Here is an 18,100-nt window from a genome sequence, read left to right on the forward strand (position 1 = left end):
TATTAACTGACACTTCTAGCTTTTACAAAATATATTAACTTACAGTTTTTTTAGTAATCAAATTTTTTATTTTAACGAAGAGATAAGATACACTGTTTAAAAAGAATACATAAGTAATAACTAGCTGGTATCTATCAATCAATAAACAATATAATAAAACCAGTCCTGTTAAAATACATTTATATACCCAATAATGTTCATCAAATAGATAACTAATAATTGCCACAAACATTAATACCATTGCTACAACCATAACTATCCGATTAATAAAAATATCTGATAACATAAATAATATGATAGCTTCACTTGTCGTTAAAAGATAACAATTTACAGGTGTTTTAGAATGATAGCCACCCAATAGCATTCTTATTGGTGTGTAAAATATCAAATATAGTATCGAAAACTTTAAATCTATTAATAACCAACCAATTACAAATACACTAGCCATACATAATAGATTAAAACCAATTACAAATACACCATAATCACATACTTCTTTATCTTCATCACTAATAATATTCTGTTTTATAAAATACTGACTTATCTTATCAATCATCATCTTGCTCCATTTTAAAACTTATTCTAATTCCTCTTATTTGACAATCATCCAGGTTATACATAACAGGTAACCACGGATTTTCATCTAGAAACATTTTTAATTCATCTAAATTAACTATTCCATCACGATAGATCAATTTAAACACTACAAAGCCATTTTCTTCGCTGATATCAATTTTCAAATACTTACATTCTCTAAAAAAATCCAATGTTCTTTGAATAAAATTTATCAATCCCAAATCATCATAAAATTGATTCTTGTTAATCAATACAATATTACTAATATCGATTCCAGTCATTACCATCTCATTTATTTTTACACTATATAATGTATCAAAAACATGATTTCCAGTATCAATAACCAATTTGTGCTTTAAAACCTGATTTTTATAATAATCTATTATCTTATCTATCGATTCATAGTCCTGTTTCTTTAAATATTCTTCAATTTTAAAGACAGTATAAAACAAACGATGATCCAATGCCTCAATTTCATTTTTCACATTGCTTATAGCATAATATTTTTGTCTTTGAAATTCTTCCTGTTGCTTATCTTTGATTAATTGCATCTTTTCACGATGTTCTTCATTAATTAAATTAACGATATACATAAACATAATACATAAAACCAGTAATAGTATCATATTAAGTTCGAAAAATATAGTACTACTGTTATTAAATAGAATTCCATAAAATGTACTATAAAGCAAAATAAGTAGAATTATTTCAAATACAATAACTATCTTCCACTTTGTTATCTCTAAAGTCAAAGCTAATTTATCTTTATATTTTAATAAAATGATATTACCAAGTAACTGCAACACTTTGCATAAAATGCACTCAATAATATATGTATCTTTAAAAGTAAATAAATCACAAATATATATACTTATTACACTATATAACATTATTAATGCTTCTTGGAGTAAAACAATATAAATATGCTTAAAAGTTAGATTTTTTGAGAAGATATAAATTAATATAAGTATTAATATTATACAAAAAATTGTTAAAAATATCTCAAAATAATTTATAAACTGGGATACTTCTAAAATAATAAATTCTGCCAGTGTCGAGATAATGATGAATTTATTTTTATTATCTTTAAAATCAAAAAACTCAGCAATGAACCAAACAAATAATAAAGATTCAATAAAATTAATAACTGTATCGAATATTATCATTTAAGTAAATACTCCTGATAAAATTGATCAAATTTATTTTTATAAACTCTACCAATAACTAAATCTTCATTATTTATCATAATCAAATGTCCTTTTCGATATGACGTCAAATGATCAATGTTAATAATAAAAGAACGATGAATCTGAATAAATTTATCATCAGGAAGTAATTGATCCCAGGCTTTAAGGGTCCGATTATCAAAATATGTTTCATTAGCAGTAACGACTTTTATTTTATGATCTTGACTTTCCAAATAAATGATCTGATTTAAAGATATTTGGGTTCTACTCATTTTATAATTTAAATCAATAAATGTATCATTGTTTTGAAATTCTTGATCCACTATTGAATAAAAAATATTTAAATCTTTTTTATAGCTAGTTTTTCTAATAAAATAATAAGCACGTAAATTATATGAATCATGAATTAAATCATTATGAGATGAAACAAAAATTATATAACAATTCTTTTGATTTTGTTTTATTCGATTAGCCAAGTCATAACCATTAATATTGTTTAAATCAATATCAATAAAATAAAAAAGATATTGATTAGCATTAATTAGATTAAAATAATTATCATCTATTATGTCTATTTCAACATCTTCATCATATTTACAAAAGTGAATCAATAAATCATTCTTCATTGCCGTTGCAAATTGAAGATCATCATCAATTATCACTAATTTCATTCTAATCCCTCCCTAATACATCTATTCTAACATAGCTAGACTATTTTTTTTGATATTTCTGTAATTTTTTTGGACATTCAGGTTCATAGTGACCATAACGTGATGGCGTCATTGCTGCAAAAACTGCCGCAAAATTTACAAGACCGAATAATACTTTTAACATTTTAGTTTTCATATAATTCCTCCTGATAGATAGCTAAATTATTTTTGATTTCATGAAGTTAAACCACTTTATCCCAATTAGCTCAACTTAATAATTATGTATTAGGGGGTCATAAATTATTTTTTTGCTATCTAATCATCATTAATAATTACATAATTTGACTAATTTTGTAATTATTTTACTGAAATAAATATTTACTTCGTAAAAGACTTTTTCTGACGGTTTTACCGTTATAAATTATCGTATCCTCTATTCAAGGAGGTACTTTATGACTTTTGGAAAAGATCTCAAAAAATTTCGTGAAGAACGCAAACTAAGTAGAAAAGATGTAGCGCAAGCATTAAATATTTCCTATTCAACATTAACTGATTATGAAAATGATAATATTGATATTCCCTTATCAAAAGCTATGAAATTATTCAATTTTTATCGAATAAGCTTAGAGGCATATATGATTACATCTGAAGAATATGTCAACATTAAAGATCTAAGTGATGTATCTAAAGATAAAATATTTACTACTATTAGAGAAGACCAGCTAAAATATAAAAAATAATTTCTACTTCTAATCAAGGATATTTTATTCTTGATTTTTTGTTGTTGGCGTAACAATCATGTCGTTTAGATAATTTACAACTCTTTAAATAATTGAATTGATATTATATGTATGTAAAAAGAATTATGCATGGTTCAAATATAGTACAGACAATAAAAAATTACCATATTTAAAAAGGAAAATAAAAAATGAAAAAATTGAATAAATTAGTAATTTCTTTTGTAACAACTTTGATGATTTTAAGTGGTACATTATTTTCAGTTAGCGCAGATTCTGTAAAAACAGGTGGTATGACGGTAATGGGAGACTATACTTGGGCTGTTGCACAAATGAAAGTATATTATGTGGCTTCTACTAAAAAAGTAACTGGAGCTAATACACAAGTTACATACAAATTTCCAGCTGCAACAAATGTAGTTAGCAAAGTAACTGCAGTTAGAGAATATTCTGCATCAGGTAAGTTAACTGCTAAAGTCAGTGGTGTAACTAAAAGTGATACAGTAACTGTTTCAACAAAATAACAAGCAATTAAAGTGGATTATTACTAATAAGTAATAATCCTGTTTTGATAGTAAGGAGATGTTTAGTTTGATTGAATTGAAGAAATTTAATTTTAATTATGGAAAAAATACAGTATTTAGTGATTGTGATTTTGAATTACCAGAAAATGGATTAATAGCTATTACCGGTAAAAGCGGTTCAGGAAAATCTACATTATTGAAGATAATAACCGGACAATTAAACATTAATCAAGAGTGTATTGAATCACAGATAGATAAAAATGACATCATATATGTTGATCAGTTTGCATCATTGAAAAAAGATATAAATATTAAAATGCATTTTAAACTTATCAGTAAAATTTATAATCGTAGTTTTGATTTAGAATTAATAAATAAAGCAATGATGAAAGTTGGATTAAATTATTTAAATTTAGATATTTTAGTTGGCAAACTTTCGGTTGGTGAAAGAAAACGATTAGCAATAGCTCTAGCACTATTTGCTGATGTGAAGTTACTAATCATTGATGAACCGACATCATCTCTAGATTTTACAATAAAACACCAATTAATGGAATTGCTTAATGAAATTTCAAAACATAGAACAGTTTTAATAGCTACCCATGAAACTGAATTTGATGATTTATACGATTTTAAATATGAAATTAGTGATAAAAAAATAAATTTAATTTTTGGTAATAATATCACAAAGAATGAAATTACAAACAGTAACAATTATAAACGTAATTTATTTAAGATAAGTAGATATATAGGAACTAAAGAAAAAATCGGCTTATTGGTTCTTGTAGTTGTATTATTATTTGTCTCTAATTTGACTGTTTTTCAACAAATACAATTAATTTTTGAATCTCAAAAAGTTTCTGAAATAACAAATAATATGACAAAGAATAACATATTTGCTACATTTGAGTGTGTTGATCGTGATTTATTGCCATCTGACTATACATATTCTAGTTACTATGATACTGGTGCTGAAATTAATTTAGAAACAGTTTCTAAAATAAAAGACACTGACCATGTTATAAATGTATATCCTTATTATCAATTGGATAGTACTGATTATTTTACTCGTCTTAAAGATGTTGATAATACCATATCTAAAGTTACAATTTTAAAAAATAATCAGGATTTTATGAGTTTTGAATTAGATAGTTCCAAGATGTCTACTCCTTCAATAGTACCATATTATGATGAAGAGATAATTAATAATAAACATTTATCAGGAAATTATATTAACGAAGATGCTGCTAAAGAATTAAATCTAACTGAAGAAGATTTTGAAGACAAAATAACATTATCAATAGAAGTTGGTATGCCGATATGTTCAACAATTGCCAATGATCGTATAACATATTTTGAAAATAATGTTATGCAAGATACAAGTTATGAATTTGTTGCTAATAACATTATTTATGATAAAAAAACGGTTACTGTTGATATTGATGGAATTTTAAGTAACAAAGAATATGAAAATTATTATAATAGTAATGGTATTGGTGGTTTGATATATGTTAATTATAATGAACTAAAAGATATTGTAGCAAGTAACAATACTAAAGATATAAATTCAAGGATAAGTTTGCATGAAGAACAAAATGAAGAAATAACAGATTTGATTCCAAGTAATTATAATATTATTGTTGATGATGTTAATAACATCGAAAGTGTTAAGGATCAAGTATTAAAACTAAATAAAAGATTATTAACATATATCCCATATAGTTATTATGATGAAGTAGTATCAACGCAAAATAGTAATATCAATAATTCAATTATACTAACAATTGCATATAGCTTATTATCGGTAGCAGTAATATTAATGATTTTATATCGATATAATACGACTAGAAAGAATGATATTGTCTTTTATCAAGGGGTTAGTCTAGACAAAGATGAGATTATTAAGTTGTATTCCATTAATATGTTAAAAGCAATGATAGTATTTTCTTTGATGAATATATTTATTTACTATATGCGAATTGATTATATCGGTGTATATTTCAAAGTTAGTAAAATGTGGTTGTTTTTTATTTTTGCTATAGCTAGTATAATAATTGGGATAGCTATTTTATGTATCAATTATTTCTTTATCAGGTATATAGTTTATGATAAAGCTAAGTAATATAAATATTAGTTTTGAACGACCTATTTTTATTAATACACAAATAGAATTAACCGCTGGAGCATTTAATGTTTTAATTGGAGAAAGCGGTTGTGGTAAAACAACATTATTAAATGAAATCGGCTTATTAAATGAAAAGTTAAATAGTGATTATTTATTTTTTGATAACAAATTAAATGATCATAGTGATTTTGCACTTAAACGCAGAATTGATATAGGATATGTTTTTCAAGAGAATTATCTTTTTGAAAAATTAACAGTTAAAGAAAATATTATTTTTGCTGCAAACTTATCAGGTATTGAATTAAGCGATGATGAAGTATATGAATTATTGAGCAAGACAAAAACACAAGAATTAATAGATAAAAAAATTAATGAATTATCTGGCGGCGAACGACAAAGAGTGGCAATTAGTTTTGCTTTAGCAAAAAAACCTAAATTATTGTTATTTGATGAACCGACATCATATTTAGATCAGGAAAACTGTTATTTAGTTATTGACGTGATACAACAAATTGTTCATTCAAATGAAACTATCGTATTTGTTGTAACCCATGATAAAAGAGTTATTGCTAGTGCAGATAATATTTTTAAAATAAAAGATAATAAGATTGTATGTGATAAGAAAATTAAAAATTATTTAAAATTTAATGACTTATGTAAAAGAAATAATATTCTAAGTAAAAAAGCGATAAAAGGATATATATCAAAGTCTAAAAAGCATATTTCAAAATTATTATATTTGATTCTATCATTGGTGACAGTAATATTATTATTTAATGTTGGTTATAGCAATTATTATAAAGAATATGTAGAAAAAAATATCATTAATAACACTATGGAAGAAATTAGAGTTTACTATGGGCCAAATAAAAGAAAATCTGTAAATGATATTAATAAGTATATTTCATATGATATTTTAAATAAAATTAAAAATATTGATGGCATTAGAGATGCCATTCCTTTTTATGAAATTAATGCTCATTGTAATGACAACGAGATATTAATTCAAACTTACTGTAACGAATTAAGCTCTAAAGTAAATAAGTCTTATGAAAACAATTCAAATATATATGTTTCAAGCAGTATGAAAGGTCTATTAGATAGCGACGAATTATCATTTATGTGTTTTGATAAGTTATATGATTTAAAAATAAATGGTATCTTAGAAGATACCTATCAAAATGGTTATAGTGATAATGGCAATAAAATAGTATATATCCCAGTTTCTAAGTTTAATGAATTATTTTCCGATAGTGTTGAACCATATTTATACATTCTTAGATTTGATAATAGTGTTGATTTCAACAAGGTTGTCGAACAAATAAAAAATATAGATAATGAAATAACTATTTATTCAACAATTGACATTGATAAATTACAGTTGTTGAATAGTCAATTATTAGCTGGTGTAGAAAATATAGTTAAGGCAATAATGGCATGTATCATAGTTTTAATTATATATGATAAATCAAGGCTGATTATTTCAAGAAAACATGAGCTTGCATTATTGTATGCTAATGGACTTAGTAAAAAAGAAATCATAAGGATATTATTTATAGAATCGCTTGATTATTCTATTTATGCTTTAGTAGCAGCAAATATTGTTTCAGTAGTAATTTTATTATTATTCTATGATTGTACATTTAATACATTTATTTCAATAGTGATACTCAATACTATTTTATTTGTTAGTTTAAACTTTATTATGCTGGTAGTTAGTAATTATTTATTAAATAGATTTAGTATTAAAGCACTATTAGAAGAGTAATAAAAATTATCTTAATATATATTTAGAAATAATGATACTTTAATTTAAACTATCGTAAAGGCAGTTATAGCTTTAATTCTCTAGAGGCTGAGCATCAAAATAAAGGTAGAAATATAGTGACGTATAGTTACTGATTTCTACCTCTTATATTTATTATGTTTTTCCTGACTAGGGTAATGTAATAAATGATATAGGTATTAATCTTTTAGTAGTTTAAAAACAATTCCTGCCATTTTATTATCAATATTGAATTTTTCTACGTCAATTTTTCTTAATTGATACAAGATTATTAACTGATACAAAATTAATCTTCAAAATAAAAACAAAATTATTGACATTAATTTCATAAGTTTTCAAATCATTAATTTTATTACCAAATATCACACTAAATACATAATTGCTATATAAATAATTAGATGTTATTATAAGAATATAAAAAGAATTGATTTAAAAAATAAATATAATAAAAACTAATAATCCACATACTCCCCAATTTATAATACTGTAATTTTAAACAATAACATAAATAATAAATATGCTAAGGTATATTTATCAAAAGAAAAATTTTGTTATGAAAAAACATCGTTTATTAATAATTGGAACTTTATGTATTTGCATAGCAGTAACTCTTATTTTTATCTGATATTAAAGAACTCATAAATTTTCCTATTTACTCACTTCAATATTATTACATCTTATAAAACTATTAGTTTTGATATCGATTTGACTACTCCCGAATCAAAAATAAATCTAAAAATTAAACTTGTTGCATTACCAATCCCAAAGAAATATACAGTATACCTTCGTTTTTGAAAATTATAAGAATAATTCAGCCAATCTGAATGTATCTATACTGCTAATTATTACAATTTTCAAGATATTGGTAACAGTTTTAGATTTGATATTGAAAGTGAAATGGTAAAAAACAAAGAAAATTGTTTCATTGAATTTGAAAAAAGTGATTAATAATAGATAAAATGTAAAACTGCTTGTTTTAAAACTACACATTTTATACATGATAAGTTTAGAGGTTAATTATGGAAATTTTAAGAATAGAAAATGTTAATAAAAGTTATAAAAATAAACAGGTATTAAAAGATATAAATATGAATGTAAATCAAGGTGAAATTGTTGGTTTAATTGGAAAAAATGGTTCTGGTAAAAGTACCTTAATGAAAGCTATTTGTCAGTTAATTAATATTGATAGTGGCACAATTAAAGTTCTTGATCTTGATGTTACTAAAAATCGTGAAGATGTTTTAAAAGTTATGAGTGTCATTATCGAAGGACCGTCACTCTATCCTAATTTAACTGTTAAACAACAGATTGAAGCTAATGGTGATTTAAGAAATCTTAGTAAAGATGATGTGCTAGAAGCTTTTGAATATATCGATTTTGGCAAAGATATTAAATTAAAAAATAGAAAACTATCTTTGGGAATGAAACAGGAAGTAGCACTAGCAATGGCTTTTATGAATAAATCAAAATTATATTTATTAGATGAACCAATTAATGGCTTGGATTTTGATAATGTGATTAAATTTAGAAATCGAATTATTAAAGAAAAAGAAGCTGGAGCTGCAATATTAATATCCAGCCATATTTTAAAAGAACTAGAAGTAGTTGCTGATCGTTTTGTTTTCATTCACAAAGGTAAGATTATTGGTGAAGTAAAAAATGATCATGATGATATTGAAGCTTTATACCGGGAGATGATCAATAATGAAGAAACTAATCAAATTTGAATTAATCCAACGGAAAAAATATCTGATAATCATCGCATTAATGATCATTATTACTAGTTGGTATCTAATTATGATGAATGATTTTGAACAAGTTTCCCTAAATTATCTGACAAGTTCATATGAAATTGAACAAATTGAAAATGATGATGAATTTTATGAAATTGAAAGAGATTTTTATCGAGCTCGAAAAAATAACGATAGTAATCTTTATTTAGAGACGAAAATTAAGGAAAATGAATATTATTTAAGTAATCATACAGTTGGTAGCAATGAAACTAGACAGTATTATCAAAATGAAAATAGCTTTAATCAGTACTTAATTGAAAATAATATTGATACGATGAATATGATTAATACTAGCTACAATAAATTAGAATCAATTAATGGTGTTAGTAGCATCTATCAAACTACAAGTATTATCATTTTGATATTAATGCCATTAATTACTTTACTTATTAGTTGCTTAGTTTTTTATCTTAAGCCAGTTACATATAATTATTACATGACATTACCATATCCTAAAAACAGATTATTACAATCTAAATGGATAACTGCATTTATTATTAATATTGTAATATTATTATCGACTGTTATTACTGCCTTTATCATTGGAACAATAATTGGTGGTGTTGGTGATTTTAGATATCCAATTGTAACTAATTATCTAAATATCAATGATGCAAGTCAAACAATAATCAGCTTTTATCTGTATTTACCTTTAGTATTAATAGTAGCAGCAGTTAAAATCGCGTTTTATACAACTTTAGGAATGCTGTTTATCTACATTGTAAAAAATAAATGGATTTCACTTTTAATAAGTGGTTTTATTGGTATTGTTCCTGCCGTCTATTTTTTTAGTTTAGATTATACATATCACAGTAATCTAATTCCGTTTGTTTTTGATAATAGTCATGCTCTAATTACTTATGGATATAGTCCTTTAACTTTAGTAAGTTATTTTATTGGCATAGTTATTTTAGGATACTTTTGTATTTATATTTCTAAAAAGCTATTTTGAGGTAAGCGATTATGAAAAAACTAATTAAATTTGAAGCAATTAAAGCATGTCATAATACCCTCTATCTAGCAATAGCAATAGTTATCTCTCTTATTTTATTGATCCATATGCTTTATTCATTTAACTATTATCATCCAAGTTATGTTACAAAGCAGCAAAACAATGCTAAAACACAACTGCAAACAAATCAGAATTTAAATGATGAAATTATGCTTAGCTATCAAAGAATAACCGGAAACATATCCTGGCAGGATATTTATCAAAACTATAATGAAATTGATAGTTATAATCAAGGAATGATAACAGATCTAGATTATGATAGTCAAAGTAATATTGATTATCGAAATTATCAATTAAAATATCAAATTAACCCTGATGATAATAGCGGTGGTAACTGGTTAATTAATTTATATGATGGATTTTTAAAATATGTTGTAATTGTTATTATCATCTTTTCTAGTTTAAATATTATCTTAGTTGAATTTCAAGAACAAACAAGTAATTATTTATTTTGTTTAGGATATAGTTATAAAAAAATCTTTTTATCAAAATTAATAATAAATTTTATAATTATCATTATAACAGCAATATTACCAATGATAATCTTTTATCTTATTTATTCATTGATTGGCGGCTTTACAAATCCTCATACTATTTATCAAACTAGTTCAATGTTTGCCACAATTAAGATAAACTATTTATCATTTATAACTGTTAATCAATTGTTATTATTAAATTTAGTAAAGCTATTAATTAGTTGTATTGGTATTAATATTATCATATTTATAGTTATATACTTTACCAAAATAAAATATTTTAAATAATTAAAAAATAACGCAAACATAGCCAGGATAACCCTGGCTATATTTGCTTTGATGAAATAATGAAGTCAAAACATTTTATATAATAATTAACTTCTCCACATATTATATTTTACTGCTTATAATTAAACTTCCTATGCCCCACTTTATATACAATTTATAACTTGTATATATACTTATTTTTTAAATATCCTGGATAATAATCTATCTTTCCCCTTTCCTTTCCTGATTAATATTTAAATAATAAGATTCTCCCACACTAATTCAAAAATGATTATTACTATAACCATCCTTTAATAATAATATATCACAAATTAATAATTATTATGGCAATATTTCACTAAGCGTCGTTTTTTTGCATCAAACGTTAATTTTTATATTAAAAACAATCTTATCATCAGGATAATCGATAAATATTACCCCATTATATTTATTTACAATACTATTAATAATCTTTAAGCCCAATCCATGTTCTTCGCCTTTATTAACAATAAAATTAGGCTTTTGACGTACTGTATTAGTTACACGAATAACTAAAATATCATTTTGATAACTTACTATGATATCAACCTTACAATCTGTCATCATCGCTTCTTTACAAGCATTGTCAATTAAATTGAACAATAAAGACATTAAGTCTTTATCATTAAAAACTAACTCCTTAATTGATAAATCATAAGCAAAATCAATTTGTGGATATTCTTGCTTTTTGACAAATAAACATGAATCAACAAAAATATTACCACTAATTACAAAATCACTATTTTCAACATCAGTAAATACTTCATCAATATATTGCTGGTATTTCTTTTCCTTATCAATACTTTCTAAAATCATCTGATGATTTTTTAAATCATGACGAATCTTTCTTAAATTTTCACTTTCCTGACGATAAAAATCAATATATTTTGAAATATACTGATTTGCCATCTTAGCCATCAACAAATCCTCATTTTTTATCGTTGTTTCAATATATAACGATAATACTTTTAAAAACAAGATCCAAATAACTAACAAGGCAACAACAATAAACGCATTTAGATCATACAAACTTTCAACACCAATAATAAAAATTATCATTAATGCATATAACACAAAGAAATTAAATATAATAAATAAATTAGCTTGATGGTCTAAAAGTTTTTCACCTGGTAAAATTTTTAAACGCTTTAACACTATCAATAAAACTATCGCTAAAATATTAACTGAAAAAACCATAACTATTCTTTGCCATGAACATGACATCGCCAATGCTCGATTAAAGCCAAAAAACAAATTACTTAAATGAATATATGCATTAATACTAAAAATATAAGCTACATTAAAAACTGAACTATAAAAAGCATTCTTCTTTACAAACTTTCCTAACAGACAACTAACATAAACAAAATCAAATGCCCAAATACATGTATTAGAAACCATATATTCTTGTAAAACTAAAGAATTTGTTCCTGTCAATAAATAATTTATGATCGAATAAAAAAATCCTAAACATAGAATCTTTTTAAACGCAATTTTTCTTTTAGACAAAAACATTAAAACAAAGGTAAGAGAAATCACATAGACTAAACAAAATAAATACTCTAATAAATTAGCAATCATCTGTATTTTCCAAAAAAGATTCGTTTTATCAAAGTACGATTACGAACACTTACTTCAAAACGACTATTAACCCCTTCTAAATAAACATTATCATTTTGAAAATCAATAATTTTATTTTGGTTTATAATTGTATCCCGATTAATCTTTATAAAACGATTATCTAATTTCTCTCTTACTTTTTTTAATGTCACATTTTTTATCATTAAACTTTTATTTTTATAAACAATCGAAACAATTCGTCCCCCTAAAAACTGGCAATAAATAATATCATTAATTCTAACCAATGTTTCTTGACCATGAACATTAAAACTAACCGTATAATTATCTTTAATTAATGTTATCATTTCATCAACTTTATTATATAACTCATTTTCTAAGTTGCTTTTAGAAATATATCCATAAACATTTGGTCCAAACGCTTCTTTAATTCGTGTATCATAATTAGTAATAAAAACAATTTTAGTATCAAGATTCTTTTTAGAAAATTCAATTCCATCAACATCAGGCATATCAATGTCCAACAAAATAAAATCCAAATCACGATCTATTTCTTTAACCGAACGATATAAAAATAATGATAACCCCTGATAATGTGTTTTTAATTTATCATTGATTACTGTTAGCCAATTTGGCTGATCATCAATTATCCCTATTTTAATCACACTATCGTCCTCCATATTTATCATAAAAATAGCTGTAATAATCTATCTATAATTATTACAGCTCCCATTTCAAAACCATTTATATTAAATATGCTGGTTGCGGCATAATAACTTATTTAAAACTATCCAAATTACTAAGATTATTAATCCATAATAAAATACTTCACTTAACATAACATAATTACTCATTAAACAATATCCATAATACATAGATATTAATAAAGCAACTGTGTTTAATAAAAATAAAACAATTAGATTCCCTCGATAACGCACTAATTTTAAATAATGAACTCCTGCTAAGATACCAGCACTTAATAAAGTTATTATATAACTCGCTAATGAAGAAAACTGCATATTCATACAAACATTTAAATAAAGAATAGCAACAGAAATTATCGGCTGAATAAAATAATAACAAATTCCATAAAATAGCCCTTTATTAAGTTCTTTACACATTGTAGCAATTATTAAAATATTAACGGGATAAAACGCTACATATCCAACAGTATTTTTAGTTAGGTCCATTGATAATAGAAAATAATTAATAATAATACTAATTACACTAATAATCATAATTTTATTTTTATTATCATCCAATAGATGAACTATTTGAAGCATCGCTGCTATAATAATAATCTTAACCATTTCTTCTAATAATATAGTCATTGTATTAATTCCCTTTCCCATGTTATTAGATTATTTGTTAGTAAATATACTTTTTTATATTATAGCGTGAAAATAGGATTTTAGCAAATTATGACTTTTTTCTTGTTAAAATGATAAAAATCGCCATAAAAAAAGAAGTATTAAAGACACTAGCCTATATACTTCAATCTTAAAATATAATATTATAAATTATTCATATTTATGAGCCATTTTTGGCTCCATGTAAATAATATGTTTGACATTTCTTTAAAATCAATAACTCCACCATTTTTTATCGTTAAAAAAGTATCAACAATAATACGTTCTTCAGATAAAACAATTTCTAATAATTCACTTTGCTGTCTAATATAATGACCTGTTTGTTTAAAATAAATTGCTTGAACAACAAAAGATGCTGCTTTATATAACCCCTTTAAAATATCTTCACTTTTATCATACAACATATTATGTACACATCCATGATAAATATTGCATACACCTGTTTTAATTGCTCTATTTAATGCAGTATCATCAATCAATACCAATAAATCATCAAGGCTACCTTTTATCGGCTTAGTATCATAATAAAATTGGAAAAGATCGGCAGCATCCCAATTCATCAGTTCACCTTTTCCAGAAAGAAAACCACATATTAATTCACGATATGATAAAGTATCCAGCATTCTATCATAAATTTGAAGATCATTAATCGTCAATTCATCAAGTATTACCACCATGTCAATATCACTATTTTCAGTTGCTTCACCTCGAGCATAACTTCCCTGAATCCCAACAAACCATACCCGTTGTTTAAATGTTTCATCCAATGCTTTCAAGAAATATTTCATCCAGATATCTATATCAATCATTTTTAATCACCTCACCTTTCATATATTAGAAATTCAAAAACTATTACATTTTAACTATTTTTTTAATAGTATTTGCTGTTCTTATCGTTAATCTATTACTGATATCAATACTGGCTGTTTTTTGCCACCAGTTTGTTTTTCGGTACTCCTTCCTATTAAAAGACCAGAAAATTACATTATCATAATTTTCAATCTTTTCCAATTCTTTTTTAGGTTCACCAATTTCATCATATACTTTTGAAAATGTAGCCGGAGCTAAAATAAAAATAAGATTATCATAAATTTCTTTATTGTCAGTTCCCCACCAATCAGGTGCATGATTTAAAATATCTTCAAGTCTTGCTTTTGTAATAACCAAAACCGGAATTTCAAAACCAAAACTAGCTTCTAATTTTACCTCAATTTGTTCTTTTAAATACCCCAAATCATCTTTTGCACTTAAAAAAATAACATTACCACTATTTAAATATGTTTTTACTTCCGTAAATCCCCATTTTTCAAACTCTTTTTTTAATTCTGCCATTGGAACCTTATTTTTACCACCTACATTGATTCCTCGCAAAAAAGCTATATATTTTTCCACTTTAATAATTACCTCTATTATAAAATCTCACTCTAATTCCCTGCAAGTATAACATAATCGTTAAATGTATAATTGTCTTTTGCGGATTTTTATATTCATAATATCCAAATTTCACGTCCTATTCATAGTTTCCTAGCAAACAGGTATCATTACAGATATCACACATATTTCTCATTAAGCACACTATCTACATGTTGCTAGTAACATGTAATTATGTATTTCAACAAGAAAGTATTCAAGCTTTCCCTTTATGCAATATAGCGCTCATTTGGATAATATAGGTATAACATTTTTGCCATCTCAAATCCTTGTAAAATAAACGTTCCAGATGCTCTATAGCATAACATTGCTTCGCATCCATATTCCCATTATCGTTTTCTATATGTATATACAATTCCAATTAAAGAACCAATAAAAACCAATGGCGCTAATCTTACAAACAAAAATTCAAAGCCATGCAATAGAGTGCCTACAATTGCCAACTCAGGGTCGTTAAAATTCCAAGTCAAATATTCACTATTAATACCTGCAAAAGCAATAAATACTACTACAATGATTACACACACTGTAATGAACAAACAACGAATTGTTCGAACTCTCATTTCATTTCTTTTCGCAAGCTGAAGATTGATAACTTCAAGTTTTTCAGAAATATTCTTTAAACTTCCCTCATTCAAACTTTCTTCATGTATAGTTTCTCCAAGCAGAGTACTTACAGAAGTATCAAATTCTTCTGCTAATAAGACAAGCAAACTTGAATCAGGAACCGATAACCCTTTTTCCCATTTAGATACTGTTTGCCTTACTACATTTAGCTTTATAGCCAGCTCTTCTTGCGAAAGTCCCTTGGCTTTCCGCAAATTTCTAATATTTTCATTTAACATAACCTGTGCCTCCTTTGTTTTGATACATCTATTAAACATCAAAACAGTCGTTGCCACAAGCAATGCAAATTAACATCTGTTATTATTGTATAAAATTCTAGAACTTACATGTTTTCAATCTCTCTATCAAGCTGAAAGTTGCATTGCATCAGGCTTTTACTTTATAATTAGATACCGCAATTTCACTTATACTTTTTTATAACTATAATTTTCATCAAAAAACTGTAATGAAAGTTCATTACAGTTTCTCACCATTAGATTCAATAACTTCTTTATACCAATAAAAACTCTTCTTTGGTCGACGTTCTAGCGTTCCTTTTCCTTCATCATCTTTATCAACATAGATGAAGCCATAACGTTTACGCATTTCACCAGTTCCAGCACTTACTAAATCAATGCATCCCCAAGGAGTATAACCCATTAAATCAACTTCGTCAATTTCAACAGCATCTTTAAATGCCTTGATATGTTCTCTTAAATATTCAATTCGATAATCATCATTAATAGAACCATCAGCTTCAACTGTATCAATTGCTCCCATTCCATTTTCAACAATGAATAATGGCACTTGATAACGATCGTATAATTCATTTAAAGCTGTTCTAAGTCCTAAAGGATCAATTTGCCAACCCCAATCAGTCATTTTCAAATAAGGATTACGACCACCCTTTAATACATTACCTTCAATTTCTTCCGCATTATTGCCAGCAATTCCAGAAAAATAATAACTAAAACCAATATAATCAACTTTACCTTTAGCTAATAATTCTTCATCACCAGGTTCCATTTTAATAGTAACATTATGTTTATGCCATACAGAAGTACATGTATTAGTATAACGACCACGAACATGAACATCTCCATAATAATAGGTATTATTCATTATATCACGCATTAAAATTTGATCTTCAGGATTACAAGTAGCTGCATACGTTGTTGGATAAATCAACATACAACCAATTTTAAAATCAGGATTGATTTCATGACCAGCAATAACTGCTTTGGCACTTGCAACAAACATATGATGACTAGCTTGTAAGATTGTTTGATAATGTTCTTCCCCTTCTTGATAGATTATTCCGGCTTGATGCCATGGACGTGGAACTTCTAAGCAGCCATTTACTTCATTAAATGTCATCCAGTATTTTACTTTATCTTTATAACGAATAAAAACTGTTTTACAATAACGTTCAAAAAAGTCAACTAATTTACGATTACGCCAAGAACCATATTCTTTTACTAAAGTAAGTGGTGTTTCGTAATGTGATAATGTAACTACTGGTTCAATTCCATATTTCAACAATTCATCAAAAACACGATCATAAAACTCTAATCCCTCTTCATTAGGAGTTTCTTCATCACCACGTGGGAAAATTCTTGACCATGAAATTGACATTCTAAAGCATTTAAATCCCATCTTAGCAAAAAGCTTGATATCTTCTTTATAACGATGATAAAAATCTGTTGCTTCATGACTAGGATAATATGCGTCTTCATGAATATAATCATGAATTTCTCTAGCGACACCATGGCGGGCACCCATTTCTACATCGTTGATACTTAAACCACGGCCACCTTCATTATAACCACCTTCATACTGATTAGCTGCAGTAGCTCCGCCCCATAAAAAGTCTTTCTTTAATTTCATCTTCGTACCTCCAAAACTAACTTAAATTCTAGCATTTATCTTTAATTCATTTAGTT

Annotated in this window: 18 protein-coding genes; 7 read left to right on the top strand and 11 right to left on the bottom strand. The window is 25.7% G+C overall.

Annotated elements, in window-relative coordinates; all coding sequences use genetic code 11:
- Positions 1–34 precede the first annotated feature (34 nt).
- From ABGT36_RS12410 to ABGT36_RS12425, 4 genes are all read right to left on the bottom strand, one after another.
- A complete protein-coding gene (locus ABGT36_RS12410; protein ID WP_346678251.1) occupies positions 35–556 on the bottom strand; it encodes an accessory gene regulator B family protein in 522 nt (173 codons plus the stop codon).
- Positions 549–1,466 (bottom strand): hypothetical protein, encoded by a 918-nt coding sequence (locus ABGT36_RS12415; RefSeq protein WP_346678252.1) that lies wholly within the window; start codon positions 1,464–1,466, stop codon positions 549–551. The genes ABGT36_RS12410 and ABGT36_RS12415 overlap by 8 nt, the downstream gene beginning before the upstream one ends.
- Positions 1,467–1,738: 272 nt before the next feature.
- Positions 1,739–2,434: a LytTR family DNA-binding domain-containing protein gene (locus tag ABGT36_RS12420; protein WP_308698611.1), complete on the bottom strand. Its 696-nt coding sequence runs from the start codon at positions 2,432–2,434 to the stop codon at positions 1,739–1,741.
- 40 nt (positions 2,435–2,474) lie between these two features.
- Positions 2,475–2,609, bottom strand: a complete 135-nt coding sequence (locus ABGT36_RS12425; protein ID WP_300627853.1) for a cyclic lactone autoinducer peptide — start codon at positions 2,607–2,609, stop codon at positions 2,475–2,477.
- A 256-nt stretch (positions 2,610–2,865) separates the two neighbouring features.
- Between ABGT36_RS12425 and ABGT36_RS12430 the strand changes: the two genes are divergently transcribed.
- From ABGT36_RS12430 to ABGT36_RS12460, 7 genes are all read left to right on the top strand, one after another.
- A complete protein-coding gene (locus ABGT36_RS12430; RefSeq protein WP_087302413.1) occupies positions 2,866–3,153 on the top strand; it encodes a helix-turn-helix transcriptional regulator in 288 nt (95 codons plus the stop codon).
- Between the two features lie 188 nt (positions 3,154–3,341).
- Positions 3,342–3,674: a hypothetical protein gene (locus tag ABGT36_RS12435; protein WP_300627852.1), complete on the top strand. Its 333-nt coding sequence runs from the start codon at positions 3,342–3,344 to the stop codon at positions 3,672–3,674.
- A 67-nt stretch (positions 3,675–3,741) separates the two neighbouring features.
- Positions 3,742–5,796, top strand: coding sequence for an ABC transporter ATP-binding protein (locus tag ABGT36_RS12440; protein ID WP_346678256.1), 2,055 nt, complete (start codon positions 3,742–3,744; stop codon positions 5,794–5,796).
- Positions 5,780–7,567 carry an ATP-binding cassette domain-containing protein gene (locus tag ABGT36_RS12445; RefSeq protein WP_346678258.1) on the top strand — a complete coding sequence of 596 codons (1,788 nt, stop codon included), beginning with the start codon at positions 5,780–5,782 and terminating at the stop codon, positions 7,565–7,567. Before ABGT36_RS12440 ends, ABGT36_RS12445 begins: the two co-directional genes overlap by 17 nt.
- Before the next feature lie 1,037 nt (positions 7,568–8,604).
- Entirely contained in the window at positions 8,605–9,312 is a 708-nt protein-coding gene (locus tag ABGT36_RS12450; protein WP_300627847.1) for an ABC transporter ATP-binding protein, read from the top strand.
- Positions 9,290–10,330, top strand: a complete 1,041-nt coding sequence (locus ABGT36_RS12455) for a hypothetical protein (protein WP_346678260.1) — start codon at positions 9,290–9,292, stop codon at positions 10,328–10,330. Before ABGT36_RS12450 ends, ABGT36_RS12455 begins: the two co-directional genes overlap by 23 nt.
- Positions 10,331–10,341: 11 nt before the next feature.
- On the top strand, positions 10,342–11,154 hold the full coding sequence (locus ABGT36_RS12460) for a hypothetical protein (RefSeq protein ID WP_346678262.1): 813 nt from the start codon (positions 10,342–10,344) through the stop codon (positions 11,152–11,154).
- A 357-nt stretch (positions 11,155–11,511) separates the two neighbouring features.
- Here the strand turns inward: ABGT36_RS12460 and ABGT36_RS12465 are convergent, their stop codons facing one another.
- The 7 genes from ABGT36_RS12465 to ABGT36_RS12495 all read right to left on the bottom strand — a co-directional run bounded on the left by ABGT36_RS12465 (position 11,512) and on the right by ABGT36_RS12495 (position 18,044).
- A complete protein-coding gene (locus ABGT36_RS12465; RefSeq protein ID WP_346678264.1) occupies positions 11,512–12,753 on the bottom strand; it encodes a GHKL domain-containing protein in 1,242 nt (413 codons plus the stop codon).
- On the bottom strand, positions 12,750–13,415 hold the full coding sequence (locus ABGT36_RS12470) for a LytTR family DNA-binding domain-containing protein (RefSeq protein WP_087303485.1): 666 nt from the start codon (positions 13,413–13,415) through the stop codon (positions 12,750–12,752). Before ABGT36_RS12470 ends, ABGT36_RS12465 begins: the two co-directional genes overlap by 4 nt.
- Before the next feature lie 84 nt (positions 13,416–13,499).
- The gene (locus ABGT36_RS12475; RefSeq protein ID WP_296883145.1) at positions 13,500–14,081 is read right to left on the bottom strand and encodes a hypothetical protein; all 582 of its coding nucleotides are present in this window, start codon (positions 14,079–14,081) and stop codon (positions 13,500–13,502) included.
- Positions 14,082–14,263: 182 nt separating this feature from the next.
- Positions 14,264–14,929 (bottom strand): nucleotidyltransferase family protein, encoded by a 666-nt coding sequence (locus tag ABGT36_RS12480; RefSeq protein ID WP_296883147.1) that lies wholly within the window; start codon positions 14,927–14,929, stop codon positions 14,264–14,266.
- A gap of 43 nt (positions 14,930–14,972) precedes the next feature.
- Positions 14,973–15,512, bottom strand: coding sequence for a DUF1697 domain-containing protein (locus ABGT36_RS12485; protein WP_346678267.1), 540 nt, complete (start codon positions 15,510–15,512; stop codon positions 14,973–14,975).
- A 368-nt stretch (positions 15,513–15,880) separates the two neighbouring features.
- Entirely contained in the window at positions 15,881–16,396 is a 516-nt protein-coding gene (locus ABGT36_RS12490) for a helix-turn-helix transcriptional regulator (protein WP_346678268.1), read from the bottom strand.
- 238 nt (positions 16,397–16,634) lie between these two features.
- Complete coding sequence (locus ABGT36_RS12495; protein WP_346678270.1) at positions 16,635–18,044, bottom strand: 6-phospho-beta-glucosidase; 1,410 nt, start codon at positions 18,042–18,044, stop codon at positions 16,635–16,637.
- Positions 18,045–18,100 lie beyond the last annotated feature (56 nt).

Source organism: Erysipelatoclostridium sp. An173 (assembly GCF_963931465.1).
GTDB classification, from domain to species: domain Bacteria; phylum Bacillota_I; class Bacilli_A; order Erysipelotrichales; family Coprobacillaceae; genus Thomasclavelia; species Thomasclavelia merdavium.

Coding starts and splice junctions, on each gene's coding strand:
- ABGT36_RS12445 (WP_346678258.1), top strand. CDS start 5,780: ATGATAAAGCTAAGTAATATAAATATTAGTTTTGAACGACCTATTTTT.
- ABGT36_RS12465 (WP_346678264.1), bottom strand. CDS start 12,753: ATGATTGCTAATTTATTAGAGTATTTATTTTGTTTAGTCTATGTGATT.
- ABGT36_RS12475 (WP_296883145.1), bottom strand. CDS start 14,081: ATGACTATATTATTAGAAGAAATGGTTAAGATTATTATTATAGCAGCG.
- ABGT36_RS12420 (WP_308698611.1), bottom strand. CDS start 2,434: ATGAAATTAGTGATAATTGATGATGATCTTCAATTTGCAACGGCAATG.
- ABGT36_RS12495 (WP_346678270.1), bottom strand. CDS start 18,044: ATGAAATTAAAGAAAGACTTTTTATGGGGCGGAGCTACTGCAGCTAAT.
- ABGT36_RS12455 (WP_346678260.1), top strand. CDS start 9,290: ATGAAGAAACTAATCAAATTTGAATTAATCCAACGGAAAAAATATCTG.
- ABGT36_RS12425 (WP_300627853.1), bottom strand. CDS start 2,609: ATGAAAACTAAAATGTTAAAAGTATTATTCGGTCTTGTAAATTTTGCG.
- ABGT36_RS12415 (WP_346678252.1), bottom strand. CDS start 1,466: ATGTTATATAGTGTAATAAGTATATATATTTGTGATTTATTTACTTTT.
- ABGT36_RS12450 (WP_300627847.1), top strand. CDS start 8,605: ATGGAAATTTTAAGAATAGAAAATGTTAATAAAAGTTATAAAAATAAA.
- ABGT36_RS12490 (WP_346678268.1), bottom strand. CDS start 16,396: ATGTTAAATGAAAATATTAGAAATTTGCGGAAAGCCAAGGGACTTTCG.
- ABGT36_RS12460 (WP_346678262.1), top strand. CDS start 10,342: ATGAAAAAACTAATTAAATTTGAAGCAATTAAAGCATGTCATAATACC.
- ABGT36_RS12410 (WP_346678251.1), bottom strand. CDS start 556: ATGATTGATAAGATAAGTCAGTATTTTATAAAACAGAATATTATTAGT.
- ABGT36_RS12430 (WP_087302413.1), top strand. CDS start 2,866: ATGACTTTTGGAAAAGATCTCAAAAAATTTCGTGAAGAACGCAAACTA.
- ABGT36_RS12435 (WP_300627852.1), top strand. CDS start 3,342: ATGAAAAAATTGAATAAATTAGTAATTTCTTTTGTAACAACTTTGATG.
- ABGT36_RS12480 (WP_296883147.1), bottom strand. CDS start 14,929: ATGATTGATATAGATATCTGGATGAAATATTTCTTGAAAGCATTGGAT.